Here is a 25145-nt window from a genome sequence, read left to right as displayed (position 1 = left end):
GATCTAAACGATTAGGAAAAATAATGATTAGGGGCGATGCTTTTTGTATTATGGGGAACTGAAAACATTCATTGCCGTCGTGGAAGAAAAAAACTTTACAAAGGCGGCGCAGAAGCTGATGATTTCTCAGCCGAGCGTCAGCCTCCACATTAAAAACCTGGAGAAAGAATTTCAAACCGCTTTGCTGAACCGCTCTCCGAAGCACTTTACGACTACGCCGACGGGGGACATTCTCTATCAGCGCGCCAAGCAGATGGTCTTTTTGTACGAACAGGCGAAATCCGAAATTTACGCCCATCATCATTATGTCAAAGGGAAGCTCAAAATCGCCGCGAGCTTTACCATCGGCGAATATATTCTGCCGCCGCTTCTCGCAAAGCTTCATAACGAGTATCCCGAGCTGAACCTGGACGTCATGATCGGAAACACGGAGGAGGTCAGCGAAGCGGTTCGGATGCTTCAAGCCGATATCGGATTAATTGAAGGGCATACGGGGAAAAATGAGCTCGACATTCAGCCGTTTATGGAGGATGAATTGTGCATTGCCGCACCGAACGGACACCCGCTCGCCGGCAGAAAAAACATCCCGGCTGCCGAATTGCAAAATCAAGCGTGGGTGACGAGGGAGAAGGGGTCGGGAACGAGGGAATATTTAGACCATGTTCTTCAATCAAACGGACTGCGGCCGAAATCCATGATGACGATCAGCAGCAACCAGGGCGTCAAAGAAGCCGTGATCAGCGGAATGGGTCTTTCCGTTCTGTCAAAAAGCGTGCTGCAAAAGGATCTGCTTCACGGCAGCATTTCCGTGCTTGAGATAAAAGGATTCTCCTTAAAACGGAAACTGTCTATCATCCAATCTTCCATTATGGAGAACACAAAAAACAAAGAAATCTTCATCGCTCTTTTGAAAAGCCAATTTCAATCATCTCAAGCGGAGTGATATAATAAATGCATGGAAAGCCTATGACGAAAGGGATTTAATATAGATGGGAAAGCAACCGATTGATTTACTGATGCAGCCGAGCTGGAGAATCATAGACCAATCCAGCCTCGGCCCTTATTTTGATGCGAAGCAGTCATTCGCAATGGATGATACGCTGTGCGCCTCCGTAGGCAAAGGGGAATCGCCTGCGACGGCACGCTCTTGGGTGCACCACCGGACGATCGTGCTCGGCATTCAGGACACGCGCCTGCCGTTTTTAGAGGACGGCGTGAAATTGCTGGAGGACGAAGGCTACCGTGTTATTGTCCGCAATTCCGGAGGCCTCGCCGTCGTACTGGACGAAGGCGTATTGAATATCTCGCTTATTTTTGAAGACGAGAAAAAAGGTATCGACATCGACAGAGGCTACGAGGCGATGACAGAGCTGGTGCGGCGGATGCTGCGTCCGCACAATGCTGAAATTGAAGCATATGAAATTAAAGGATCGTACTGTCCGGGCAGCTATGATCTCAGCATCGGCGGCCGAAAATTCGCGGGAATCTCACAAAGACGCCTGCGGGGCGGAACCGCGGTTCAGATTTACCTCTGCGCAGATAAAAGCGGAAGCGAACGCGCCGATCTGATCAGACGTTTCTATCAAGCCGCTTTAAAAGACAAAAGCAACGATACAAAAGGCGTATATCCCGATATCCGGCCCGAAACGATGGCTTCATTAAGCGAATTGCTGCAAACGGACATTACCGTGCAGGACTTAATGCTGGCGCTTTTGACTGAACTGAAGGAACTCAGCGGACGCCTGTATGCAGCCGGATTATCGCCGGAAGAGGAAATGGTATTTGAAAAAAATCTGACCCGAATGCTGGAACGGAATGAGAAGGTGTTCGGCACGCAGGAAAGCTTGGACTGAGTCCGGGCTTTTTTTGTTTTTGGTAATTATATACTATTTAGTTATAGTGAAAAAGAATCGTTATATCAAAACTAGTTTACATTATATACCTTATTTGATTAATATATTTATGTAGGTTCCAAATAATTCTATAAACTGAAGGAGATGGAGATATGAACTTTAAAAAAATAAAAGAAGAAAAAAGAATCACGATCCCGACACATTTGTTAGCCGGAGATGCGGAACAATCAGGCAATTCTTTCGCTTGGAGCGGCTGGGTGCTTGTAGTGCCGAGCCAAGAAGACAATCAAAACCCGAATTTAAATTTCTCTGATTTAGCCGCTCAAAAGTAGGATAATCACTGTTTGGAGCCTACACATCTGAGACAAGGCGGTGAGAGTGTGACACAAGAGTATATAAGAGAAATTAAGCGGGGAGCACTGTCATGGATTGTTAAAAATATCCATTATTTTGATATGAATCATAAAGTAGCGAATGATTTCAGGTGGCGCCTTAAAACATTTATAGAACTCATTTTTCTTACCAATTACCTGATCAGAAATCAGGCAGATGATAAGGAAGTTGCTGTTTTAACGGAGTTTATTACAGAAAGGCTCCATAATGATCAGCTTGAAGAATTTATTCATTTTGATCCGGACGGTCTCGCCGGATTGGCTATTGCGGGTGAATTTCTTACCTTGACTGATCATCCGTCACGGGCTTCGGTGATATGGGAGCTGGAAAAATTCACGGCAGCACGTTTTGATTGCAGCCTTGCTAAAGTTCCCTTTCGGAAAATGGATCTGAAGTACAGTCTGCAAAGAGCAGGCGTAACCTCGGAAATAACGGATTTTTCTGACTTATATCACTACACAGCAGCTGGTCAGGATGTCCCAAATACATATATGACGGATCATGATGCGTACAGTATCACTCATACGATTTTTTATATAACAGACATGGGATGTTCTTCGCTTACGGATAAAGAGTATCATCTGCCGTCCTTAAAAGAAAAGGTTCTGAAATTTCTCGGGATCTATATCTGTCTTGAGAATTTAGATATTACCAGTGAATTATTGATGTGCAGCTCTTTTTTACATATCGACATGGATAAGGATAACCATAAACCGCTCTATGAAGCAGCCTGGAATAAAATCTATCAGGGCCGAATGAAAGAGGGGAATGTCCCGAGCATCACCTATCAACATAAACCCGGTTTGAAAGGTGAACAGCGAAGAGAAGATGTGTTTAAACATTGCTATCATACAACACTTGTCGCCGCGGGTGCCGCGCATGCCTGTCTTAGAGCAGAAAGGAACGATTAACTTGAATAGATTAGCTGAAGAGACAGATCAATTTTTATTATCTTTTGCTGAACAATCGCTTCCGGATCAAAAGAGCATTCAGCTGTTTGCCGGCTTCTGCAAGTACTACAGGAAGACGAGCCATTCTTCCGCTGTAAAAGAACATACTGAAAGGATTGCCTCCGCTTTCGTTGATAAGTCATGCTGGGAAGATCTGTTTCACTGTAACACGGCCATTGTCAATGAGTTGATTCATATCTATTTAACGGCAAAAGCTTATAAAAAGAAGCAGGGAATGGATTCGGATGATCAGGTCATACGTCACGGATTGCAAAACGGCTATCTTATAAAAAAAGAATGGCCTTATTATAAATACGCTGAATTCACCGGTTTGCTGAACGAGCTGGGAATGTCAACTGACCATGAAAAAGTGCGCTTTTACAAGAATTCGATGTTTCAGCCTTTGCTCCATGACGCATGGAAAAGAACAGCTGAAAACGAGCTGGAGTTTGTCGAGTACTGTCTTCTTCATTTAGATCAGGGAGAGCATCTGCTTCATCCCGGCTTGAAGGCTTCCATTCAAAAATGGCTTGTGTTTTGTCTCGGCAGCCGAAAAATGAAACAGCTGTGCAATATGTTATTTATCCAATCGTGTATCGATCCATTTTTTTATGGCTGTCAAGCGGCTCTTCATCATATAAATAACGAGAATCCATCCATTCATTGTGCTCCGGCTCTTCTGCCGGCGATTGAGATTCTGAATCTGGAGTGTGGAACATGCAGATAGTCAAGGAACATTTTAATATAAAAAAAACAGAAGAATGGCTGCTGGGTTTTTGGAAGAACATTCAGCTGCAGCCGGAAGAAATGGAAGCAGATGATCTCATGCACCTGTTTTGCGGTTTAGCGGCATGTCATCACTTTGAAAAAAGAAAGGATACAGAAGAAGTCATTCTATTCTTAGACCGTTATTTTGGAGAAAAAACGCACGAATGCCATCCGGTCCTGTTCGCGTATGCGTATCATGTGTACCGCAGGATAGATGCCGCAAAAAGCATCTTTTTTCATAACGGACTTGAACAAATGGTCCGCGGTTTACAAGAGGAACTGAAATCAGAGCCTTCCTCTATGATCCTTATGGTGTTAGGGGCTTATTTTGGGGCGGTGACTCCGGAAGAACTGATCGTGTTCTTAGAAAACGGGATGAAACGTGAGGCCGATTTGCTCATGGCACCGGGCGGCATCCAGGAAGAACAGGCCGATGCCCTTTATGCCGTCACTTATTTGCAAATGAAAGAATTGCAGCCTTTTCTCACGGAATGGTACAAAACATCAGACTTTGCTTTTTCAGGTTTAATGTTAGCCGAGTGCAGAAAGTATCACATTGACGCCGTTGCAAAATACACAGCCATTATGAAATTTCTCCGATTCGACGAGGCGCTTTTTATACGGGAAGGGCGGGAATTTCTACGCTTTCAGCAGCGAAGCAGCGGGAGCTTCGGTTATTTGAATCCATTAGCGATGGACCAAGGGGCGGTCAGCGGCAAATTGCTGGACCGTCAGTATTTCCTGCCGTCCGCTCATTATGCCGCCGCCTCTCTGTCTATGCTGTAATGTCTCTCTTTTGAAAGACGGAAAAAGAAATCAATAAACAAATAAGAAAGTAGATCGCTATAACCGTCATGGAATAGGGGATGTTTAACGTTGAAATCGCATCACCCGCGCTTTTATTTACATAAGCAACGAGATTTAAATGCGGAAAGAGCGTAAATTTGTACCATGTAAATTGGGCAAGCAAATCAGTTCCGCCCAATATACTGCCGGCAAACAGCAGTAAAATGGATAAGCAAAGGGAGAGCGCCTGGCTTTTGCACAATACTGACAAAGTGAACGCAATGGTGACAATACTTATAATTGATATGAAACGCAAAAGCAGAATGATTCCGGATGCTTTGATTGAACTGATGGTATACAGACTGTCATTTAAATGAGTATAGACGAGCGGATATGAAGCATTGGAAAAACCGAATAACACGCCGCCGATCAGCAAACAGCTCACACAGTAAAATAAGTAAACCATGCCGGTAAACAGAAGAGACGCCAGAAATTTCGATGTTAAAATCCGCCATCTTCGGTTCGGGCTTGTAGCGATAAACTTAATCGTCCCAAGGGCAAACTCTTTAGAAACAACCCCGCTGACGGTTAAAATCGCGGTCAAGCTGACGAAAATCTCAAGCCCGTTTGAAGTAACCGTGCCGAAAAACCTCCAGCCGTTCCATTCATAAGGGTTGATGTTATGCTCCAAATAATAGTCTTTATTCTTAACATCAGCAGAATAATAAACGCCTGTCGTTTCAGCCGGTTTATCAATTTCTTCCTGTTTTTTTTCGGCGAGAAGCCGTTCTTTCCAATTGTTATCCGAGGAAGCATCTAACTCATGATTCATAATAAGGCCGGCCAGCAAAACGATGAGAAACAGGAAAAAAAGAGATAAAAGTGTGCCTTTTTTTCGGGTTATTTTTATGAATTCGTTCTGCGCCAGATGAAATATGCTCATACCGCGTCCTCCTGATCTGTAATCATCATGTATTTCTCTTCCAATGACAAAGTCCTTGCAGAAACGCGGGAAATCAGAATCTCTTTCTCTGCCAAAGATTTAATGACATACGGGATGGTATCTTCTTCCGCTTCCAATTCAATGATGCGGCTGTCTTTTTGCTGTACTTGAAGAATACCTTCCTGTTCTAATATTTCTTTCGCCCTTGCCGGATGATCGACCGTGACGGTAAACAGCTTTTTCTGACCAAGGTCATGTCTGTTCTTCATGTCTTCAATTCCTAAAATCCGTCCCTTTTTAATATAGGCAACCCTATCGCAAATTTCCTCCATTTCCGACAATAAATGGCTTGATAATAAAATAGAAACCCCTTGCTTCGCTAAATCGGAAAGAATGGTGCGCAATTCTTTCATTCCTTTAGGATCGAGGCCGTTCATCGGTTCATCCAGAATTAATAATCCGGGATTGTGAAGAAGAGAATAAGCGAGCCCCAAGCGCTGTTTCATACCTAATGAGAAATGTTTCACTTTTTTGCGGGCAGCCTGCTCCAATCCGACTTTTGCAAGGGTATTCATAAGCTCATCCGTCCGCAGCGAGGTGCTGCGCAGTTTAGTAAAATATTTTAGGTTTTGCAAAGCGGTCATATTCGGATACATATCCGGGCCTTCAATGATAACCCCGATATGTCTCATAAAATATTCAAAGTCGCTGTCCGGTCTGCCTCTGAATGAAATGGCTCCTTCTGTTTTTTTAATAAGCTGTACGATCATTCTGAAAATAGTGGTTTTTCCTGAGCCGTTCGGCCCTAAAAGGCCGAATATCTCGCCTTTTCTCACATCGAAAGAAATTGACTGTACAATAGGGGTATGATTGATTGTTTTAGAGACATCTTTTAATATCAGGGCTGGTTCAGTCATGATATTTGCACACCTTCCTTATGATTTAGGGTAAAAGCCGTCAAAACCGAAGAACATGCTTCCGATCAGGCCGGCAGCGATTAAAATGAGAGCAATGCTATACCACATTTTTCGATTCAATGTTTTCCCTCCTTACAACGCTGACATTCCATTTGAAATAGCGCAAAAAGATGCGGAATATCAGTTTCGAAAGATCAAATCCGGCCATAAACACCGCCATACCTGCTCCAAGAACCATACATCCATTAAAAATGGCTGTTACAATCGGCACTTTTACAAGGAGAAAGAATGATCCGGTCATCAGCATCAGGCCGATCGCCATCAAACTTAACACCGCAACAGAGGCAAAAAGAAACGGTGTCAGCATAAACATGAAGTTGAACATGCCCATCCCCAGCATCAGGCCGAATGCTTTGAAAAACGAGCGCCATGTTTTCTGCTCCTCGGCATCACTGATGAAAATATCCGCTTTTAAGGCGCGCGCAAGTGTTTTGGGGTTTCCTAAATTGCCCGCGATTTGTTCATCGCTTTTTCCTTCAGCGCCGCCCATTTGGAATATTTCGCCGATATCGGCCAGTATCTCTTTTTGCTCACGTTCCGGCAGATCTTTTATTTCCCGCCGGAGATGTTTTAAATATTGGTCTTTACACATTCATTTTCCCTCCTTAATGATGCTGTTCACTTTTTCGGACAGGTCAAGCCATTCCGATTTTAATGTTTGATGATAAAAGGCGCCTTCTTCTGTTACTTTGTAATATTTGCGTGATGGGCCTTGATCGGAAGCTGCTGTATACGTTTTTAGGTAGTTATTTTTTGTGAGTCTTCGTAATATGGGGTAGATGGTGCCCTCCGATACAGGGAACGTTTCACTTATGATCTTGATTAATTCATAACCATATAAATCTTCATAAAGAAGCAGGGACAACACACAAAGTTCCAACGCTCCTTTTCGTAATTGGCTACTCATTTACTATCATTCCCATCATATCTAATAATTGTATTCTCCATACAGTGTATTGCACAGTAGCTAATCGATCAATAATTCTCAAGAACCATTTGGGATGAGGAATTGAATCTTTATGCTTATGTGCGGGCGGGGACCGAGATGCGTAGCCCTTGCGGGAAGAAGGCCTCCTGAACAATGTTTACATTAATATAGATCAGGATGCGCGTCATTGACAAATGGCAAAAACCCCTTTTTCCATGACGAGGAAAGGGGTTTTTTCATTATTCGGCCATTTTTTCTAAATTGCCGTTCCGGTCCATTTTAAAGGACGGAGAGGCATGTTCATCGTCTTCAAATAAAACTAGTTTTCTGGCTCTGTTCATAATTTTCACCAAGGTTTCGTAGTCTTCCTGAATGGTTTTTTGATCTTTTTCAAGCTTTTCGACGGCCGCTTCCAGCTGCTCGGTTTTAGACTGAAGTTCTTGGTTTTCCCGTTTTAAACGGTCATTTTCCATTTGTAGGGCGGAAGTTTGCTTTCCGCTGCCTTCATAGCTCTGCAGAAATTGAATGACATCTGCCATTGTGAGCTCCGCCTTTTGGCTCGGCTGCTGAGGCGCCAGCAAATGTGATAAACTAGCTAACTCTTCCTTGAAGCTTTCATCGACATAAGGCATATGTTCGCCGGACATGACGGCTTGCCGATCCTCTTTTGGCGCTTCCGTTTGAGCCGTCTCTTCGGCTGCGGTTTCCTGCATGATATCCGCATCCGGTGCAGGCGGCTGATATAATAGTTTCTTCTTGGCCGGCTGGCCGTTTCCGAGCGCGCGCATCCGCTGTTTCCGCTGTTTTTTGGCGAGCTGAAGCGCTTTTTCGTATTGATGGCGGACGACGGCATTCCATCTGAAACCGCACGCTGCCGATGTTCTGTTTAATTTATCGCCTACCTCTTCAAAGGCGTTCAGCTGCGTGCTTCCTTCCCGAACGTGACGGAGCACGGTTTCCGCAAGCAGCAGGTCGTTTTCCTCCGACCAGGCGTCCTGTCTTTGTTTTGTCAATGTTCTCAACCCCCAATATCTTTGATGGTATTAGAATGTCCAGATTGGAAAATATTTATACAAATTGGCTGAAAGAATGAGAGATACGCAGAGCCTTGCAGGATAAGATGAATCCTTGTACAATGAGATGTGATGTGATTTTTTTCGTTTTTAAAATTAAGATTTAACATAGAGGAACATTGAATGAAGGGAAGCGTACATCATGGCTAATGAATTCCGAGTGTGTGATGATTGCCAGGCCACCAATATTAAGACTTTGCTGCCGCGTTTGAAAGAAGCTGACCCGGATGCAAAAGTGGAGGTCGGATGTCAGTCATATTGCGGGCCCGGACGCAAAAAATCGTTTGCTTTCGTAAACAACCGCCCGCTGTCGGCGCCGACTGAGGACGAGCTGATTGAGAAAGTGAAAAAGAAGATCAAAAAGTAAATGTGTATTTTTACGACAGCCTCGCCCGATGGGTCAGGCTTTTTTGCTTCAAAAAATCAATGTCGGAAAACTGGAACAAAACGCCGGACAAATTCAAGGATGTTTTCAAATTACAGAGCCGATATAATAGAATCACGGCTAAAAAAAAGAGGGAATGACGATGGCGTATCCAAACGGAAAATTATCAGAAGAAAAAGTGTTTAAAGATCCCGTTCACCGCTATGTTCATGTGCGGGACAAGCTGATCTGGGATTTGATCGGCACCCGTGAATTTCAGCGGCTGCGCCGGATCAAACAGCTCGGTACGACTTATTTGACGTTTCACGGCGCGGAACACAGCCGTTTTAATCATTCTCTCGGCGTCTATGAGATTGTCAGACGAATGGTTGATGATGTTTTTAAAGGGCGTCCTGAATGGGATGACAATGAACGCGAACTCTGTCTCAGCGCTGCGCTTTTGCACGATTTGGGACATGGGCCGTTTTCACATTCCTTTGAAAAGGTTTTTCATCTGGATCATGAAGACTTTACGAGGGAAATCATCCTCGGCGATACTGAGGTGAATCAGGTTCTCAGAAAGGCGGGGCCGGGATTCCCGCAGGATGTTGCCGAAGTCATTGCCAAAACATACAAAAACAAGCAGGTGGTCAGCCTGATTTCGAGTCAGATTGACGCCGACCGGATGGATTACCTTCAGCGGGACGCGTACTATACGGGCGTCAGCTACGGACATTTTGATATGGAACGGATTTTAAGGGTGATGCGTCCGCGTGAGGACCAGATCGTCATTAAGCAAAGCGGCATGCACGCCGTCGAAGACTATATTATGAGCCGCTATCAAATGTACTGGCAGGTGTATTTTCATCCCGTGACGAGAAGCGCTGAAGTCATTTTGACGAAAATTCTCCACCGTGCGAAGCAGCTCCATGAAGAAGGGTATATATTCACTCATGCTCCCGTTCATTTTTATTCCATTTTTGAAGGGAAGCTGACGCTTGCGGATTATCTGAAGCTTGATGAAGCCATCATTTTATATTATTTCCAGGCTTGGGAGGAAGAAGAGGACCCGATTCTGTCCGACTTGTGCCGCCGCTTCATTAACCGCCAGCTGTTTCAATATGCCGAATTTAACCCCAATGAGGAAATGTCGGCTTATTTTGAACTGACCGCTCTGTTTAAAGAGGCGGGAATTGATCCCAATTACTATTTAGTGGTCGATTCTTCATCGGATCTGCCGTATGATTTTTATCGGCCGGGTGAAGAGGAGGAGCGTCTTCCGATTCACCTGTTAACGCAGAACGGCCAGATCAAAGAGCTGTCCAGGCAGTCCGCCATTGTCGAATCCATTTCGGGCAAACGCCGGACGGACCATAAGCTCTACTATCCGATGGACCTCATTTGTGACGATTCAGAAAACCCTGAAGCAAAATTAAAAATCCGGCAGCTGCTGGGACTGACATAGAAGGATTTTGGTAAAGAAGGAAAAGGAGATGTCGGGAATTTGTTGAAAGAACATGCAAAACTGATGAAGGTGTTCTCGGATTCTGGAGAAATCATCGGGCGGAAAAAGCTGCAGAAAATCATTTATATCGCAAAGAAAATGCAGTATCCTTTCTACGAAAAATATGATTTTCATTTTTACGGCCCGTATTCCGAAGAACTGACGCTTCGAATTGAAGAGCTGTGCAATCTTGGGTTTCTGGATGAGGTGAAGGAAAAAAAGGGCGGCTACTTTCAATACCGGTACTCGCTGACGGAGACGGGAGCCGAGTTTTTACATCATGCGGAGCTTACGATGCCGGATATGAAGAAGTACATCGACAGCGTCAACAGCCGCTCATCAAGGTTTCTGGAGCTGGTGTCTACGATTTTGTATTTTGACGGCCTTGAAGCTGAGGAAAAGAAAGAGAAAGTGTTTACGATAAAAAGCAAACAGAAATATACAGATGAAGAATATGATGAGGCGCTTCACTACATAGAAGAGCTGAAACACATTTGTTAAAGGCGATGGCTTTCGTCTTTTTTGATGAAAAAACCAGGCCGCGATAAAGCGGGCCTGGTTTTGTTTATTGTCTCAATTTGCTGTGCTTGTACGAATATAAAAAGTAAACGATGACGCCGATGATCAGCCAGACGGCAAAATAAAGCCACGTTTTCAGCGGCAGATTGACCATTAAAAACAAACAGCAGATAATGGCCAAAATCGGCAGTACTGGTACAAAAGGCACTTTAAATCCCCGCGGCAGATCCTTATGGGTGCGGCGCAGAATCAGCACGGACAGACTGACCATGGCAAATGTCAATAGCGCGCCGATGTTTGAGAGATCCGACAGCTCTTTCAGATCAACAAAACCCGCGATGCAGGCGCTGATCAGTCCGATCAGCCACGTATTAAAGATCGGAGCTCCCGATTTCTTTCCGACAATGGTAAAGACTTTCGGCAGCATTCCGTCTCTTGCCATCGCAAAAGATATACGGGTCGCCGCATAGGTATGGGCGAGAACGACGGCCATCAGTCCGATCACCGCACCGGCAGCGATAACGCCCGCCACCGCGTTTTGTCCTACAGTCTGTAACACATATGACATGGCTTCCGGCACATTAAGCTGTGAATACGGAACCATACCCGTCATGACGAGACAGACGATGACGTATACAAATGTACAGATCACCAGTGAACCGATAATACCGATCGGCAGGTTGCGCTGCGGTTTTTTGACTTCTTCAGCCGAAGCGGAAATCGCGTCAAATCCGAGAAACGCAAAAAAGACGGCGGAAGCCCCTGTAATGACGCCTTTGATTCCAAAAGGCATAAAAGGATGCCAATTGCCCGGCTTTACAAAAAAGCTTCCTGTGATGATAAACAGCAAAACAATTCCGATTTTTACGAGAACCATTATATTATTAAAGGTTTTGCTCTCTTTGGAGCCGCGTGACAGAACGACGGCAATTAATAGAGTAATGATGATGGCAGGAAGGTTGACGATGCCCCCCTGGCTCGGCACGTGCAGCAGACTGTCCGGCAAAGGCATGCCGATTTCGGCTAACAGATTATTAAAATAACTTGACCAGCCGCTTGCCACCGCCGACGCCGTCACCATATAAACGGATAAGAGCGTCCAGCCCATTAAATGGCCGACAATTTCTCCCATGGTGGTATAAGAGTAAATATAGGCGCTTCCGTAAACCGGGAGAACAGAAGCGATTTCGGCGTAACATAATGCTGCAAGGCTGCAGACAACGGCTGCAATGATAAAAGAAAAGATTACGGAAGGCCCGGCATTTTTCGCGGCCGTAATGCCTGTAAGAACCATGACGCCCGTACCGATGACGGCGCCGATGCCCAGTAAAGTTAAATCAAATCCACCCATCGTTTTGGCAGTCTGCCTGTTTCTGCTTTGTTCAAGCAGCTGGGTGATGTCTTTTTTTTGTAGGATATTCCGCAACACGCATCCCTCCATCCAAAAGCAAAAGCCAAGAGGGGCTCTTTGGCTTTTACCCGTGTCACATCTTCTGTGTAATCGACAATCCTGTGTTCTGTTTCCCCGTCTGTTCCGTTTCTTTTCCAGTCATATTGTCTGCCGCATCCGATCAGATTATCCTTTCCGTCAAACGCAGTCACCCTTAATGATTTTACCTGAATCATGTCTATAAAACCAGCATTGCATAAAAGGGATGGGTGAAAAAGTAGGAGATAATAGTCTGTATAGGGCAGGATAAAAGTTGCGGGCTTTCCGGCCGAAATTTTGACTTTCCCCGCGAGGTATCAGTAAAATGTAATAAAAAACAATCAAATGATGATGGATGCATCTTGAAATGGGGAGTTTCTGCATGGAGCATGATATATTGCAAGCAAATGTACTGGATTACGCGCTCACGAAATATTTAAAGAGCACTAAAAAGCTTGATGAGGCGACAATTCCGAAGAGTATAAACAATATCAGAGGATTTATTCTCAGGATTATTTATCGGCACGGCACGTGCACGATTAAAGATATATTGCAGGAAGTCACATTATCGCCTTCGGCCACGACAACCGCTCTGAATCATTTAGAAAAAGAGGGTTTCGTGGAAAGGTCGAGAAATAACGAAGACCGGCGCACGGTATGGATGACGCTTTCCGAATCGGGAAAAATGGCGGCCATGCAAATGATTGAAAACCGGCAGATGCTCATTGACGAACTGTTTGAAGCATTGACAGAGGAAGAAAAGAACACCTTTTTCAGCCTCGTTGAAAAAGTAATGAAATAAGCCGGCCTGACAAATCAGCGCCGGCCGTTATCAAGGATTACTCCGTATCGCTGATCCGTTTGCCGGCGACGGCGTAATGATCCTTTCTCATTTCTTCAATCATGACAATGATCTTTTCTTCGGCTGCGCCTGTCGTTTCTTTTACGGCTTCTGTCACTTTTTCAACCAGATTCCGTTTTTGTTCATCTGTGCGGCCTTCAAGCATTTTAACGGTTACGAGCGGCATGGTGCTGATCCTCCTTTATCGTTTCCTCTCTTTGGAAGAGAGGTCACTTATAGTATACTGAATGAAGGACAATCTTGCATTTTTTAAAAAAGGGGATTTTTACATTTGGACAGATTTTTATATTATCCGCTGGAGCTTATGCCCTATGTCGTGATTACGCTGATCGTGGCATTTACGATGCATGAACTGGCGCACGCGTATGTCGCGTATCGGTTCGGAGACGATACAGCGGCGAGACAGGGCAGATTAACGCTCAATCCGATTAAACATCTTGATGTTTTCGGAACGATTCTAATTTTGGTCGCGGGTTTCGGCTGGGCCCGTCCGGTGCCGGTGAACCGCCGCGCTTTTAAAAGACCGCGGCTGGCGGGAGTGCTGGTTTCCGTCGCCGGGCCTGTAAGCAACCTGCTTCTTGCCTTTATCGGTTTCTTTTTGCTAGTGTTGATGCATGCTTACGGAATGGAGCTGCTTTCTGCATTCAGCATGGGGCTTGACCGCTTTTTCTCTATTTGGATTCAGCTGAATCTCGCGCTGTGTTTATTCAACCTGCTGCCGCTTCCTCCGCTTGACGGCTACCGGATTATTGAGGATCTCGTGCCGCCGCGGGTGCGCGCCAAAATGACTCAGTTTGAGAGCTACGGGATTATCGTGTTTCTCGTGCTGTTTGTGACACCGGTCGGCTCCTATGTCGTGTGGCCGCTGTTAAGCGAGGGGAGAGACTGGATTCTCAAGGTATTTGCCATTATATTTCAACCGCTATTGTAGGAGGGTATTTTCATGGAAGAAAAAAAGAAGAAAACAATCGGATTTAATATTATTAAAAGTGATCCGACCGACGGACATGGCGGTTTTGGCGCCGGGGCGCTGAGCCTTGACAATATTTCTCCGGTATTTGTCGATGTGGAAGAGAAGGAAGCCTTCGTTGACATCGGCGCAATGCATGCCCGCAGTGTCGTTGAAAAAGGCATCAAATTCCTGCCGAACAAAGATGAAGTGCCGAACGGAAAACCGTACTGGCTCGTGTGGGTCACCATCGACAGAAAAGAAGAAGGCCCTTATTACGCGGGTGTGACGGCTTGTGAAATGACCGTGGACAGAAGTATCCGCAGAGGCTATAAGTCATTGCCGGAGCATGTGAATTTAATGGATAAATCAATGAAGCGCTGCATTATCGTGGACAAAATGGACGCCAGCTCAAAGCAGGTGCTTGCTGAATTTCTGCAGAAGCATGACCAAGGGCTATGGGAACGTTCATCCGATGAATTGAAAACAGGTCTGCTTCCGGAAGAAAAATAATTTGTGAACTTTTTGTGAACTTTATAAATATTTGCACTATTTTGCAATTGTACTGAGTAAACTGTTGATACAGAATCAGGACATGGAAAGTCCCGAGCCGAACCAAGACTCGGGGTTTTTCATGTTTACGCGGAGGTTTCATCATGTTCACCGTCTTTGAAATCGGACCTTGGGTCATTGAAGCAGATGCGGCGGAAACGAGAAAACAATACGAAAAATCATGGCCTGATCCCTGCAATTGCGGGAGCTGCCGGAACTTTTCCGAGGCGGTGAATCTCCTTCACGCCGAGAAAACAAGGCTGTTTACGCAGTTTGGGATTCGTCCGGCTGTTTGTCACGACTTGGGGGAGCATGGAAAGGAAAACGGCCTGCATCATTATGCGGGCAGCTATCCGATTGTCGGCAGGCTTAGGGAAGGCTGGCCGAAATTTCATATCGAGAGGGCGGGAGATATCCGCTTTTCGTTTTCATTGCCGAGTACAACATTTTTTATACCGAAGGGTTTTCCTGCCCCTATTATCCATCTCGACTTTTCACTCTTGCTCTCATGGGTGCTTGAGGAAGACGCGGATTAAAGCCCGGCGCGCAATGCACCGGGCTCAGTCTTTTTTGCCGAGCCACTTATCCCACCATTTTTTGCGCGGAGCTTCTTTACGGGCGGGGACGTGTTCCTTTTCTTTTTTAGACGGTTCCGCTCCGTAGCACACATCCGCGGGCTCAGTGCCTGCGATGAAATACGTATAATGCTTTGCGGCGCAGCCGGGTCCCGAAGTGTAGCCGGAAGCGGGATCGATATAGACGCCCGTGACGCCCTTCGGCGGTTTAAGCGCTATTTCCGGTTCTCCTTCGAGCGCCTTCTCCATAAAGTCCGCCCAAATCGTCTTCGCATAGCTTTTTTCTTCTACTGAATCAATCGTGCTGCTTTTGTCATAGCCTGTCCATACACCGGCGGCAAGAGCCGGGTTAAAGCCGATCATCCAGCTGTCTGCGCTGGTCGTGCCTGATTTACCGCCATAGGTTCGGGTCAGCCGGTCAGAAATGGTGCGTCCCGTGACGGAAGTATAGCCGTTTAAATCCTGATCAAACATGCCCGTCATCATGCTCGCGGTCACAAAAGCGGCTTTTTTATCAAGCGTCTGCTGATGTCCGCGCGGCTGTTCATACAAGACGTTGCCGGCGGTATCCGTCACTTTTGTGATAAAGGAAGGGGTGATTTGTTTTCCCCCGTTTGCGAGCATCGCGTAGGCATTAACCATCTCAATCGGGCGCACGGGCTCAGTTCCGAGCGCCAGAGACGGAAGGGGCTTTAAATGTTCGCTGATGCCGAATTCCTTTGCCGCCGACACGAGCTTATTCATGCCGAGAAAGAGATGGGTCTTCACGGCATAAATGTTGTCGGATAACGCAAGCGCCTGAAGCAGCGTAATCGGTTTATTGGCGTAGTAGCCGTTGTAATTGCTTGGAGAATACGTATCTCCGTTGTCGTCAATCTGGAACTCTGTGGCTTCGCTTTTCATCAGCGTGACCGGTGTAAAGCCGCTTTGAATCGCTTTGTAGTACAAAAGCGGCTTGATCGTGGAAGCCGGCTGCCGTTTCGCCTGTGTCGCCCGGTCAAACGGGCTTTTTTCGTAGTCACGTCCGCCGAGAAGCGCAAGCACGCGCCCTGTTGCCGGATCAATCGCGGAAAAGCCGACCTGAATGTCAGAGCCGGTACGGATCGTATGTGCCACAGTGTTTTCCGCAATCCGCTGCATGCGCTTATCAAGCGTCGTATAAACACGCAATCCGCTTGTTGCGAGCTGTTCGCGCGTCATGCCGAGCTTTTTCTCGAGTTCTTTCATCGCATCATCGTAAAAATAAGGCGCCGTTTTCGCTGCGGTTCTGTTTTTCAGCGGCTGATAGGCAAGCGGCATTTTCTTAAGCCTTTCCGCCTTCGTTTTTGAGATCATTTTTTGTCCGGCCATCAGTCGGAGAATGGTTTCCTGGCGCTGTTTGGCCTTCTTTTCGCTGACATATGGCGAATAGCCGGACGGGCCTTTCGGTATGCCCGCCAGAAGCACGGCTTCCGCATCGTTCAGATCTTTGGCGTGTTTGCCGAAATACAGGCGCGAGGCGGCTTCAATTCCATATGCGCCGTGGCCGTAATATATCGTATTTACATAACCTTCTAAAATCTCGTTTTTAGAATAGTTCTGTTCAAGGCGGATCGTGTAAAATGCTTCGTTCCATTTTCGTTTCCATGTCTTATCATGCTCAAGGTAGAGATTTCTCGCGTATTGCTGGGTGATGGTGCTTGCGCCCTGAACCTTGGCCATTGCCTTTATGTCAGCCAGCGCGGCGGCGGCCATCCGCCGGTAATCAAAACCGTGGTGATTGTAAAAGTTTTGATCCTCCACCGCAATGGCGGCCTGCACCGCTATCGGATTGATATCTTTTAACCGGACCCAGTAGCGCTTTTCCCCGAAATCGGTCTCACCTAGCTTTGAGCCGTCATTTGCATAAAGAATCGTAGACTGAGGGACCCGGACGGAGGGGGCCCCCTGCCATTTCGCTGCAAGAAGAACGGATGTGAAGCAGACGCCGGCCAGCATTCCGCCGATCAGTGTCAGAAAGATGCAGGCGCGGATGATTTTGAACGTGATTCTGAGCTGTTTTCCAGATACTTTATCCACTTTTGGGAACCCCCTTTTTCATGATTCTATTATTATGTGAAAAAAGGGGGTTTTTTAAACATATCAAACGGGACACTTCTTTACTTTTTTCCCTCCATCCTCTATACTTTTTCCTTAGGTGAAAATGAGATTTTAACCGGAATAAAAGCGATACAGACGCTTACAATAAATGAAATAAGCCTTGAAAGGGAGATGACAATTGAGCGAGCTTTGGTATACGGAGAAGCAGACGAAGAATTTCGGCATTACATTAAAGGTGAAACAAACATTACATACGGAACAGACGGAATTTCAGCATCTGGAAATGGTGGAGACAGAAGAATTCGGTAACATGCTGTTCTTAGACGGAATGGTCATGACTTCTGAAAAAGACGAATTCGTCTATCATGAAATGGTTGCGCACGTCCCGTTATTTACGCACCCGAATCCGGAAAACGTCCTCGTTGTCGGCGGCGGAGACGGCGGTGTCATCAGAGAGATTCTGAAGCACCCAAGCGTAAAAAAAGCGACGCTTGTCGACATTGATGGCAAGGTTATTGAATACTCTAAAAAATTCCTTCCGTCCATTGCGGGCAAGCTTGATGATCCGCGCGTCGACGTGAGAGTCGATGACGGTTTCATGCACATCGCGAAATCAGAGAATGAGTATGACGTCATCATGGTTGATTCAACAGAACCGGTCGGACCGGCCGTCAATCTGTTCTCAAAAGGCTTCTATGCCGGAATTTCCAAGGCGTTAAAAGAAGACGGCATCTTCGTCGCGCAGACGGACAACCCGTGGTTTACACCGGAACTGATTACAAACGTACAGCGTGACGTGAAAGAAATCTTCCCGATCACCCGTCTGTATACGGCTAATATCCCGACGTACCCGAGCGGCCTGTGGACATTTACGATCGGTTCTAAAAAGTACGATCCGCTTGAAGTGGAGGACAGCCGTTTCTTTGACATCGACACGAAATATTATACGAAAGAGCTTCACAAAGCGGCATTTGTTCTTCCGAAATTTGTGAGCGATTTAATCAAATAAAAACGTACGGCGCAGGAGCGAATCTTGCGCTTTTTTACAGGAAAGCGAGGGTTTTATCATGAGGTTTGATGAAGCATATTCAGGAAAAGTATTTATCGCAAGCCGCCCCGACTGGAAAGAGGCGGACGCCATCCTTTACGGTATGCCGATGGATTGGACGGTCAGCTACCGTCCGGGTTCGCGGTTTGGCCCGGGGAGAATCCGCGAGGTGTCTATCGGTCTTGAAGAATACAGCCCGTATCTCGACCGTGACTTGGCTGATTTGAATTTCTTTGACGCCGGCGACATTCCGCTCCCGTTCGGCAATCCGCAAAGAAGCCTTGATATGATTGAAGAATACGTGGACAGCATTTTAGAAAAAGGAAAGTTCCCGCTCGGAATGGGAGGGGAGCACCTTGTATCATGGCCTGTCATAAAAGCCATGTATAAGAAGTTTCCGGACCTTGCCATCATTCATTTTGACGCGCACACCGACCTGCGCACGGATTATGAAGGCGAACCGCTTTCCCATTCTACTCCGATCCGCAAAGCGGCCGAGCTCATCGGGCCTCAAAACGTATTTTCATTCGGCATCCGTTCCGGAATGAAGGAAGAATTTGAATGGGCGAAAGAAAACGGCATGCACATTTCTAAATTTGAAGTGCTTGAGCCGCTGAAAAAAGTGCTGCCGCAGCTTGCGGGACGCCCTGTTTATGTCACCATCGATATCGACGTGCTTGACCCCGCTCATGCGCCGGGCACGGGCACGGTTGACGCAGGAGGCATCACGTCTAAAGAATTGCTCGCGTCCATCCATGAAATCGCGCGCTCAGAAGTCAACGTAAAAGGCGCTGACCTTGTAGAAGTCGCGCCGGTCTATGACCACTCAGAACAAACCGCAAACACGGCAAGCAAGATGATTCGTGAAATGCTGCTTGGGTTTGTGAAATAAAAGAATTTCCCCCGCTTGAAACATGGCGGGGGATTTTTATATTGTATATAAACTACTTAGAAGTTAGTAAAAGCACATATTATTTTACCATTAATAATTGATGTTATTGATAAAAATTATATAATAGGGTATTATTTAGTAAATACATCTTTAGAAAGGAAGTTAGAATGAAAACAGCAGTAGAAAATGAATTGGAATTAAAAAAGATTGAAATTTCTGTAATTAAACTGATAATTGCTGAAAAACCTAATAAAGAGATCGCTAAGTCATTAAACTACTCGCAGCGTAATGTCGAATATATCATAGCCGGTCTCTGTAAAAAGTGGAATGTGAGTACTAGAGTGGGTATTGTTTCGGAAGCATATAAAAGGAATTGTATACAGTGAATGAAATGAAAGAAAAACCCCTATTGAGGGGGTTTATTTATATATGCTAAAAAAACATTCTATACAGGAATGCCGTAAAAATAAAAACTGAGATTGTCAGGTAGTTCAAATTTGTTCTCCATTTCAGAAGAATAAACAAAAGAAATAAGTATGCAATATTGAACAAATCAAAGATAGAAAAAATCAAATGATTACTTGTGAAAAATAAACTAGTGTTTGGATGTTCTGCGAAAATGTTTTTGAATGATATAAGAAAAAACTTAATTGCGACCGGGATGTTAGAAAACATAAATAGGGAATAAAAGGTTTTAATCTTAATTTGAGCGCCAAGAAAATTTATAATGAGAAATAATACAAATCCTTCAAAAATCACCCCGAACATTAAAAGTAACAGTGCGGCTATCGCAATGATATAATCTAAATGTTTTACTTGCTCAACAACTTGTATAGGGATGTTTTTGGGAATTAAACTTTTCATAAAAGGTAATAGGGAACTTAAATAAAAAGCTAACCCGATAATATAAAACAAAAATGAGGACAAAAAATTAATGTTTCGGTCCTTAAATGAAGATAATTCAATTTGCATAATCCTAAGAGACTCCTTTTATAAAGATAGGTGTAATAAATGTTTCTAACATAGCTGCTATAATTAAACCGAGAAATATAATACCAATATATTTAAAAGTGAATTTTAAATTTATTTTGAGGAGTAATAAATCCAAAGTTAATTTCATTCCTACAGAAGCTGCAAGAAGCAATACCGGGACTTCAATTATTCCATGGGGTATAACAAGCAGTAAAAGGTTTAAATTGTCTTTGATGTTTCCTATGGCATTTCCTAAAATTAATCCATTAATAATTAAAACTGCAATCGTGCCAAGTGACAGCGTCAACGGGCCTAAAAAAACAAGCAGACTCGCTACTTTAATATTATTAAAGAAAATCTGAAAAAAATCCGGACGGATATTTCGATTTAGATTATTTACATTTGAAGCGGGATCTGTATAAAAATATGCTGTAAATAAAGCAATTAAAAATAAGATCAGACAGAGTATGTACAATTTGACTAAAACGTTCTTTTTAAACAAAGTATTTTCATCCATTCGTTTAAGGGACTGCCAGGGATATTGAATTTAATGTTTTATGTTAAGCTGCTGCTGTACTTGCTGCAGCCAATTGTTCTAAAACGGCTAATGGCAAGCCTGCACCAAGAGATCCTAAAACAGTAATGATAGCCAGGACTGAACCCGTTGCGGTGATAGCACTGACAATCCAACTAGGAGCTATTATTCCAGCTCTGTTTAAAATATCGATGACATCCATGCTTAAATGATTATGTTTTATACTGAAAAGAGCGAGAACAATGATACCTGATGCTACTAATGTAAAAATCGCTTTACTATTTTGTGTTTTTAAAAGTAGACTCATTTTTTCCTCCAATTTTTTCAATATCCCCAGCAAGTTAAATAATAAAATATATTGGAAGCTATTTGAATTGCGGATTTCCGAAAAAAATATTTAGAGGTGAAATCCGTTAAGGTATCTGCTGACTTATTTCAGTACAAAGAAAGCCGGACCATATGTATGATCCGGCTTTCTTTGTACTGAAACATTTATACTTTTTTTTCAAAAATAATATCAAAATAATCGGCTGCCCCATAACCTGAAATAGGAGGAGCAAATATTTGGACCAGCTTCCACCCTTGCTGCGAATACTTTTCAATAATTTCTTTATAGTCTTCTTTAGGCTTTCCTTTCCATCGGTTTACTTCTACTTTTATGAACTTATATTCGTACATTGCTGTATAATCCTCCGGAAGTGTATTGGAATTGTTACCTTGTTTTTCGATTATGATAAACTTGAATCCATAAATAGAGCGCGCAGCCTATTAAAAGTATTGGAAATTGCCATCCTGTATTTCCGTTTTTAAAATAATCTATTAATGACCATATCAGTAAAGCGACAGTATAAAAACTAAATGCTATTCTGGCGGCTATACCCGATTGGTGTTTTTGCATCTCATCCATTTTCTTCATAAGAACCGCTCCCTTAATTTTTTTTGGCGTTATAGTTGAATACTTTATCTATTCCGGTATTTAATGCGTGAGCTATCGAAAAAGCCAGACTTAAAGTTGGGTCATATTTATTATTTTCAATTGCATTGATGGTTTGTCTGGTCACATTGCAGAGCTTAGCCAGATCATTTTGTGAAATATCAGCTGCTGTTCTAAGTTTTTTTATATTGTTATCCACTAAAACCCTCCTTAAATATTTTTGTTTTTATTTTAAATTTTCAAATTTATATATATTTATTTTAAATAATATATGTATATGTGTCAAATACTTTTTACACATTTGAATTTTAAGGTATTCTTTTTGTTTTTGCAAATTAGTTGTTTATATAAAAAACGGCTTGCAGTTTAACCTGCAAGCCTAAAAGTAATCATCATTTAAATCATTCCGCGCTGAGCAACTTCAAATTGATGTTCCGGTGCACTTGCAATGTCGGCTGAAACAAAAATAGTGCCTATCGCTAAGCAAGTAAGTGCTAATTTATACTTCAATTTCATACAACTTCACACCTCCTTGAATCTGCTGTCTTGTTTCTTCCACCTTTAAAAAATATGCGGAAGCCTTCTCGAAATTTTCTCTTTCATGATAATATTTTGCCACATCTAAGGCAAAATCTTCAAGATCAGCATACATCGATTTATCTCTGAGAAAGTCAAAACATTCCATGATTGCTTCTTCATCAGGCTCACCGACATATAAAGATTCTAAAAATTCATACTCGGCGATATATAGGGAATCTTCTGCCTCCTCTGCATAAGATACCCCTTTGTCATGATATTGTCTGGCTATGGCCATATTTCCGATTTTATAATGTATTTGTGTGATTAAGAAATAGGCTTGCGGGAGAGAAGTGATAATGTTCCCATCTTCAAAAACAGCTATTGCCCGTTTTATGTAATCAATGGCTGGTTTGTAATTTTCTTGGCTGTTAAAACAAAGTCCGATATTATATAGAGTCCGGCCCATTAATTGAGGCTGCTGTTCTGCCTCTGCCATGGCATAAGCCTTTTTAAAATGCTGAATTGCTTCATCATATTGCTTTAAGTCAAGAAAGTTGGTAGCGAACAATGAATGGCACTGAAGCACTCTTATATTATATGCTTCCTGCTTATGATAAATTTTATAAGCCTGCCGGGCATAATCCATAGAAAAATAAGTCTGTTTCATATAATAGTAGGACTCTGACATCTTAAAATAAAATTCAGCTTTCTCGATACAATCTTTGACAAAATCAAGCTTATATTCAGCTTTCTTAAAAAACTGAATCGCTGAAAGATATTCACGGCATTCCAGCTCATACATACCCCGGAAAAAATTAAAATAATAATCAAGACGTCCGGTCAGCCGGGCCTGCTTTTTATCAATTTCCGCGAGCAGATCCGATAGTCTCGGCTGTTCTTCTATCCGCTGCGATTCCAGCGGTTCGAGGTATTCGAGCATCAGATTGTGGCGGAATTCCATGAGAGAATAGTATAGATGAAGATCCTGATCATCTTCCAGACCTGCAAGTTCTTCTTTGATTTCTCTCCGCAAGTACTCGGCGTCCGGGATGCTGAACCTTCGAATGTACATATACCATTCGTTGATTTTTTCTCCAACCGCTGAAGATGATAAAACACTCGCCACTATTCCGAATCCCTCCCTTCCACGTTATGTATATGACATATTTTATCATTTTCATTCGGAAGGATAGCGCAAAAATACCGCAATGTTTTCTTTCGTTAAAACCGCATGTCTGCGGATATCATTTCAAAAATCCACTATTATCCCCACAATTTGTACAAGCAAACAAATACACCTTCCCATATTCTGTTGTATCTGCGTGAGCAGTGTATGTCTGAAAAGGAAGTGAAGATATGAGAAATAACAAGCTTTCCTTTAAAGAAAAAGCAGGAGCCGCACAAGAAGAATGTTTATGTTTTTGCGAGGAAGAAGCAAGCCGTGAAGCGATGTTTCAAGCGCCGATTGAATTGCCTGAGGGGTTTGTCGTTGATCCGGCTGAAGCTGTTGCAAACGTGACGTGGAATGCAGACAGCCTTTCTTGTGTCATTGAACGCTGTTTCATTGAGACGGGGCCAGAGCCTGATGAAATCGGTGTTCAATTCGCAGTGCGGTTGCAGGGAACTGTTACGCTTCTCGTCAGTGTCTCACCAGTGCGAAATCAATATGGACAAGGGAACGGGTCTGTTTCTGTCATCCGCAATGCAGAGATTGACCAAGTCGTCTATTATTCCGATGAACCCGATGATTGCCCGGATGTCAGTGACATTACGATCGAGAACCTTATTGTCGTTCCGCCATTCTATGGCAGTCCTTTATCGGTGACGGGCACGATTGTGCTTGTGCCCGAACCGGAACCCGTTTATGCGTTTACAGCGAATCCAAACGATCAATCGGTTTCTGTTATAGATACAAACACTCACACCGTTGTGACAACAATTGCTCTTCCGTACCGGCCGACAGGGATTGAAATAACTCCGGATAAAAGCGCTGTGTTTGTTTTGCACTTCAACAATAATGTGATTTCTGTCATCGATTATGACACTTTAACAGTGACAGCATCCATACTGCTGGATCAGCCGCCTGGATCGATAAAATGTATCCTAAATCATGAGTTTGCTTATGTTCTCGGCGATACTGCGATTTATGCGATTGGAATTGATACGTTAACTGTGGATAGGTCGATTCCTGTGGAAGGATTTGATTTTGCAATTGATCCCAATGGGTTATTCGCCTATGTTCTTGATTTTGGTTTATTGCAAAAAGTGGACCTATTCACCGGTGAAGTCACAGGAACGATTGAACGAGAGCTTATCGTATCATCTATAGAAACAAATTGGCCGGAGCGGTATGCGTATGTCTTAGAACAAGAATTCTTATTCAATTATTTGACGGTTATTGACTTAAATACGTTTACGATCAGCATTACCCAAGAGCTGGAGCCTGATGGCCAATATGTAATGTTTACGAGTGGATCAGAGGTGTATTTACATGACAGCTTCACTGGAAATTTATATGCTGTCAGTCCGAATGGTGCAGGCGTTATAGGAAATGTTCCGCAATCGGCAAGAGACTTTGCGTTTACTCCGAATGGCGAATTTCTGTATGCTGCTCATTTTTTAGAGCAGAACATCACTGTTTACAACACGGATGATTATTCTGTGGAAACTGTGATATCTCTTGGGGTTTCACCGGGAGATATTGTGATTTAACCGACTGCATGCTGTACATTTCTAAAAGG

The 25145-nt window shown here is 43.9% G+C and carries 32 protein-coding genes; 17 read left to right on the top strand and 15 right to left on the bottom strand.

The window, feature by feature from the left end; translation table 11 throughout:
* Positions 1–43 precede the first annotated feature (43 nt).
* The 6 genes from HWY38_RS03780 (at position 44) to HWY38_RS03755 (ending at position 4750) form a co-directional block, all read left to right on the top strand.
* Positions 44–943 (top strand): LysR family transcriptional regulator, encoded by a 900-nt coding sequence (locus HWY38_RS03780; protein WP_007407666.1) that lies wholly within the window; start codon positions 44–46, stop codon positions 941–943.
* Positions 944–989: 46 nt separating this feature from the next.
* Positions 990–1853: a biotin/lipoate A/B protein ligase family protein gene (locus tag HWY38_RS03775; RefSeq protein ID WP_025853620.1), complete on the top strand. Its 864-nt coding sequence runs from the start codon at positions 990–992 to the stop codon at positions 1851–1853.
* Positions 1854–2005: 152 nt separating this feature from the next.
* Positions 2006–2185: a hypothetical protein gene (locus HWY38_RS03770; RefSeq protein ID WP_003151018.1), complete on the top strand. Its 180-nt coding sequence runs from the start codon at positions 2006–2008 to the stop codon at positions 2183–2185.
* A gap of 48 nt (positions 2186–2233) precedes the next feature.
* Positions 2234–3157 (top strand): DUF6895 family protein, encoded by a 924-nt coding sequence (locus HWY38_RS03765; protein WP_224181285.1) that lies wholly within the window; start codon positions 2234–2236, stop codon positions 3155–3157.
* Positions 3126–3923, top strand: coding sequence for a hypothetical protein (locus HWY38_RS03760; RefSeq protein WP_082998247.1), 798 nt, complete (start codon positions 3126–3128; stop codon positions 3921–3923). The genes HWY38_RS03765 and HWY38_RS03760 overlap by 32 nt, the downstream gene beginning before the upstream one ends.
* Positions 3914–4750 (top strand): hypothetical protein, encoded by an 837-nt coding sequence (locus HWY38_RS03755; protein WP_224181284.1) that lies wholly within the window; start codon positions 3914–3916, stop codon positions 4748–4750. Before HWY38_RS03760 ends, HWY38_RS03755 begins: the two co-directional genes overlap by 10 nt.
* Here HWY38_RS03755 and HWY38_RS03750 read toward each other — a convergent pair.
* The 5 genes from HWY38_RS03750 to HWY38_RS03730 all read right to left on the bottom strand — a co-directional run bounded on the left by HWY38_RS03750 (position 4740) and on the right by HWY38_RS03730 (position 8611).
* A complete protein-coding gene (locus tag HWY38_RS03750) occupies positions 4740–5693 on the bottom strand; it encodes an ABC transporter permease (RefSeq protein ID WP_007407660.1) in 954 nt (317 codons plus the stop codon). The genes HWY38_RS03755 and HWY38_RS03750 overlap by 11 nt on opposite strands.
* Positions 5690–6610, bottom strand: coding sequence for an ATP-binding cassette domain-containing protein (locus HWY38_RS03745; RefSeq protein WP_101670742.1), 921 nt, complete (start codon positions 6608–6610; stop codon positions 5690–5692). The genes HWY38_RS03750 and HWY38_RS03745 overlap by 4 nt, the downstream gene beginning before the upstream one ends.
* 97 nt (positions 6611–6707) lie before the next feature.
* The gene (locus tag HWY38_RS03740) at positions 6708–7262 is read right to left on the bottom strand and encodes an HAAS signaling domain-containing protein (RefSeq protein ID WP_088461817.1); all 555 of its coding nucleotides are present in this window, start codon (positions 7260–7262) and stop codon (positions 6708–6710) included.
* Entirely contained in the window at positions 7263–7577 is a 315-nt protein-coding gene (locus HWY38_RS03735; protein WP_007614461.1) for a PadR family transcriptional regulator, read from the bottom strand.
* 260 nt (positions 7578–7837) lie between these two features.
* Positions 7838–8611 (bottom strand): RsfA family transcriptional regulator, encoded by a 774-nt coding sequence (locus tag HWY38_RS03730; protein ID WP_088461816.1) that lies wholly within the window; start codon positions 8609–8611, stop codon positions 7838–7840.
* 202 nt (positions 8612–8813) lie between these two features.
* Here HWY38_RS03730 and HWY38_RS03725 point away from each other — a divergent pair, with 202 nt between their 5' ends.
* From HWY38_RS03725 to HWY38_RS03715, 3 genes are all read left to right on the top strand, one after another.
* Positions 8814–9038, top strand: a complete 225-nt coding sequence (locus HWY38_RS03725) for a DUF1450 domain-containing protein (RefSeq protein ID WP_003151034.1) — start codon at positions 8814–8816, stop codon at positions 9036–9038.
* Positions 9039–9198: 160 nt separating this feature from the next.
* On the top strand, positions 9199–10500 hold the full coding sequence (locus HWY38_RS03720) for an HD domain-containing protein (protein WP_032875878.1): 1302 nt from the start codon (positions 9199–9201) through the stop codon (positions 10498–10500).
* 39 nt (positions 10501–10539) lie between these two features.
* Positions 10540–11040, top strand: a complete 501-nt coding sequence (locus HWY38_RS03715) for a YwgA family protein (RefSeq protein ID WP_007407653.1) — start codon at positions 10540–10542, stop codon at positions 11038–11040.
* A gap of 64 nt (positions 11041–11104) precedes the next feature.
* Here the strand turns inward: HWY38_RS03715 and HWY38_RS03710 are convergent, their stop codons facing one another.
* Positions 11105–12484, bottom strand: a complete 1380-nt coding sequence (locus HWY38_RS03710; RefSeq protein WP_032864567.1) for an amino acid permease — start codon at positions 12482–12484, stop codon at positions 11105–11107.
* Positions 12485–12869: 385 nt separating this feature from the next.
* Here HWY38_RS03710 and HWY38_RS03705 point away from each other — a divergent pair, with 385 nt between their 5' ends.
* Positions 12870–13289: a MarR family winged helix-turn-helix transcriptional regulator gene (locus tag HWY38_RS03705; protein WP_007407650.1), complete on the top strand. Its 420-nt coding sequence runs from the start codon at positions 12870–12872 to the stop codon at positions 13287–13289.
* A 37-nt stretch (positions 13290–13326) separates the two neighbouring features.
* Here HWY38_RS03705 and HWY38_RS03700 read toward each other — a convergent pair whose 3' ends face one another.
* On the bottom strand, positions 13327–13515 hold the full coding sequence (locus HWY38_RS03700; RefSeq protein WP_003151042.1) for a 2-hydroxymuconate tautomerase: 189 nt from the start codon (positions 13513–13515) through the stop codon (positions 13327–13329).
* Positions 13516–13620: 105 nt separating this feature from the next.
* On the opposite strand from HWY38_RS03700, the gene HWY38_RS03695 reads away from it, so the two are divergent.
* From HWY38_RS03695 to HWY38_RS03685, 3 genes are all read left to right on the top strand, one after another.
* Positions 13621–14280 (top strand): site-2 protease family protein, encoded by a 660-nt coding sequence (locus HWY38_RS03695; RefSeq protein ID WP_003151043.1) that lies wholly within the window; start codon positions 13621–13623, stop codon positions 14278–14280.
* Positions 14281–14292: 12 nt separating this feature from the next.
* Positions 14293–14811 carry a YwhD family protein gene (locus HWY38_RS03690; protein WP_007407649.1) on the top strand — a complete coding sequence of 173 codons (519 nt, stop codon included), beginning with the start codon at positions 14293–14295 and terminating at the stop codon, positions 14809–14811.
* A gap of 143 nt (positions 14812–14954) precedes the next feature.
* The gene (locus tag HWY38_RS03685; RefSeq protein ID WP_224181283.1) at positions 14955–15386 is read left to right on the top strand and encodes a hypothetical protein; all 432 of its coding nucleotides are present in this window, start codon (positions 14955–14957) and stop codon (positions 15384–15386) included.
* Between the two features lie 24 nt (positions 15387–15410).
* Here the strand turns inward: HWY38_RS03685 and HWY38_RS03680 are convergent, their stop codons facing one another.
* Positions 15411–17483 carry a transglycosylase domain-containing protein gene (locus HWY38_RS03680; protein ID WP_224181282.1) on the bottom strand — a complete coding sequence of 691 codons (2073 nt, stop codon included), beginning with the start codon at positions 17481–17483 and terminating at the stop codon, positions 15411–15413.
* Between the two features lie 199 nt (positions 17484–17682).
* On the opposite strand from HWY38_RS03680, the gene speE reads away from it, so the two are divergent.
* The 3 genes from speE to HWY38_RS03665 all read left to right on the top strand — a co-directional run bounded on the left by speE (position 17683) and on the right by HWY38_RS03665 (position 19830).
* Positions 17683–18513, top strand: a complete 831-nt coding sequence (gene speE, locus HWY38_RS03675; protein WP_003151052.1) for a spermidine synthase — start codon at positions 17683–17685, stop codon at positions 18511–18513.
* A 58-nt stretch (positions 18514–18571) separates the two neighbouring features.
* The gene (speB, locus tag HWY38_RS03670) at positions 18572–19444 is read left to right on the top strand and encodes an agmatinase (RefSeq protein WP_007614448.1); all 873 of its coding nucleotides are present in this window, start codon (positions 18572–18574) and stop codon (positions 19442–19444) included.
* A 167-nt stretch (positions 19445–19611) separates the two neighbouring features.
* On the top strand, positions 19612–19830 hold the full coding sequence (locus HWY38_RS03665) for a helix-turn-helix transcriptional regulator (protein ID WP_003151056.1): 219 nt from the start codon (positions 19612–19614) through the stop codon (positions 19828–19830).
* A gap of 590 nt (positions 19831–20420) precedes the next feature.
* On the opposite strand, the gene HWY38_RS03660 is transcribed toward HWY38_RS03665, so the two are convergent.
* From HWY38_RS03660 to HWY38_RS03630, 7 genes are all read right to left on the bottom strand, one after another.
* Positions 20421–20933 (bottom strand): stage II sporulation protein M, encoded by a 513-nt coding sequence (locus HWY38_RS03660; protein ID WP_007614439.1) that lies wholly within the window; start codon positions 20931–20933, stop codon positions 20421–20423.
* A 43-nt stretch (positions 20934–20976) separates the two neighbouring features.
* The gene (locus HWY38_RS03655) at positions 20977–21258 is read right to left on the bottom strand and encodes a hypothetical protein (protein WP_007407643.1); all 282 of its coding nucleotides are present in this window, start codon (positions 21256–21258) and stop codon (positions 20977–20979) included.
* 185 nt (positions 21259–21443) lie between these two features.
* Positions 21444–21629, bottom strand: coding sequence for a DUF4177 domain-containing protein (locus tag HWY38_RS03650; RefSeq protein ID WP_029972879.1), 186 nt, complete (start codon positions 21627–21629; stop codon positions 21444–21446).
* A gap of 34 nt (positions 21630–21663) precedes the next feature.
* Entirely contained in the window at positions 21664–21867 is a 204-nt protein-coding gene (locus HWY38_RS03645; RefSeq protein ID WP_007407641.1) for a hypothetical protein, read from the bottom strand.
* 13 nt (positions 21868–21880) lie between these two features.
* A complete protein-coding gene (locus tag HWY38_RS03640) occupies positions 21881–22084 on the bottom strand; it encodes a helix-turn-helix transcriptional regulator (RefSeq protein WP_003151064.1) in 204 nt (67 codons plus the stop codon).
* Positions 22085–22281: 197 nt separating this feature from the next.
* Complete coding sequence (locus tag HWY38_RS03635) at positions 22282–22401, bottom strand: PhrC/PhrF family phosphatase-inhibitory pheromone (RefSeq protein WP_021494790.1); 120 nt, start codon at positions 22399–22401, stop codon at positions 22282–22284.
* Positions 22385–23530 carry a tetratricopeptide repeat protein gene (locus tag HWY38_RS03630; protein ID WP_224181281.1) on the bottom strand — a complete coding sequence of 382 codons (1146 nt, stop codon included), beginning with the start codon at positions 23528–23530 and terminating at the stop codon, positions 22385–22387. Before HWY38_RS03630 ends, HWY38_RS03635 begins: the two co-directional genes overlap by 17 nt.
* A 230-nt stretch (positions 23531–23760) precedes the next feature.
* On the opposite strand from HWY38_RS03630, the gene HWY38_RS03625 reads away from it, so the two are divergent.
* Complete coding sequence (locus tag HWY38_RS03625) at positions 23761–25116, top strand: YncE family protein (RefSeq protein WP_224181280.1); 1356 nt, start codon at positions 23761–23763, stop codon at positions 25114–25116.
* The last annotated feature ends 29 nt before the right edge of the window (positions 25117–25145 follow it).

The organism is Bacillus sp. KS1, assembly GCF_020075515.1.
Classification (GTDB): Bacteria; Bacillota; Bacilli; order Bacillales; family Bacillaceae; genus Bacillus; species Bacillus velezensis.
The sequence above is the reverse complement of the archived record's forward strand: the minus strand, read 5'-3'. Positions and strand labels throughout refer to the sequence as shown.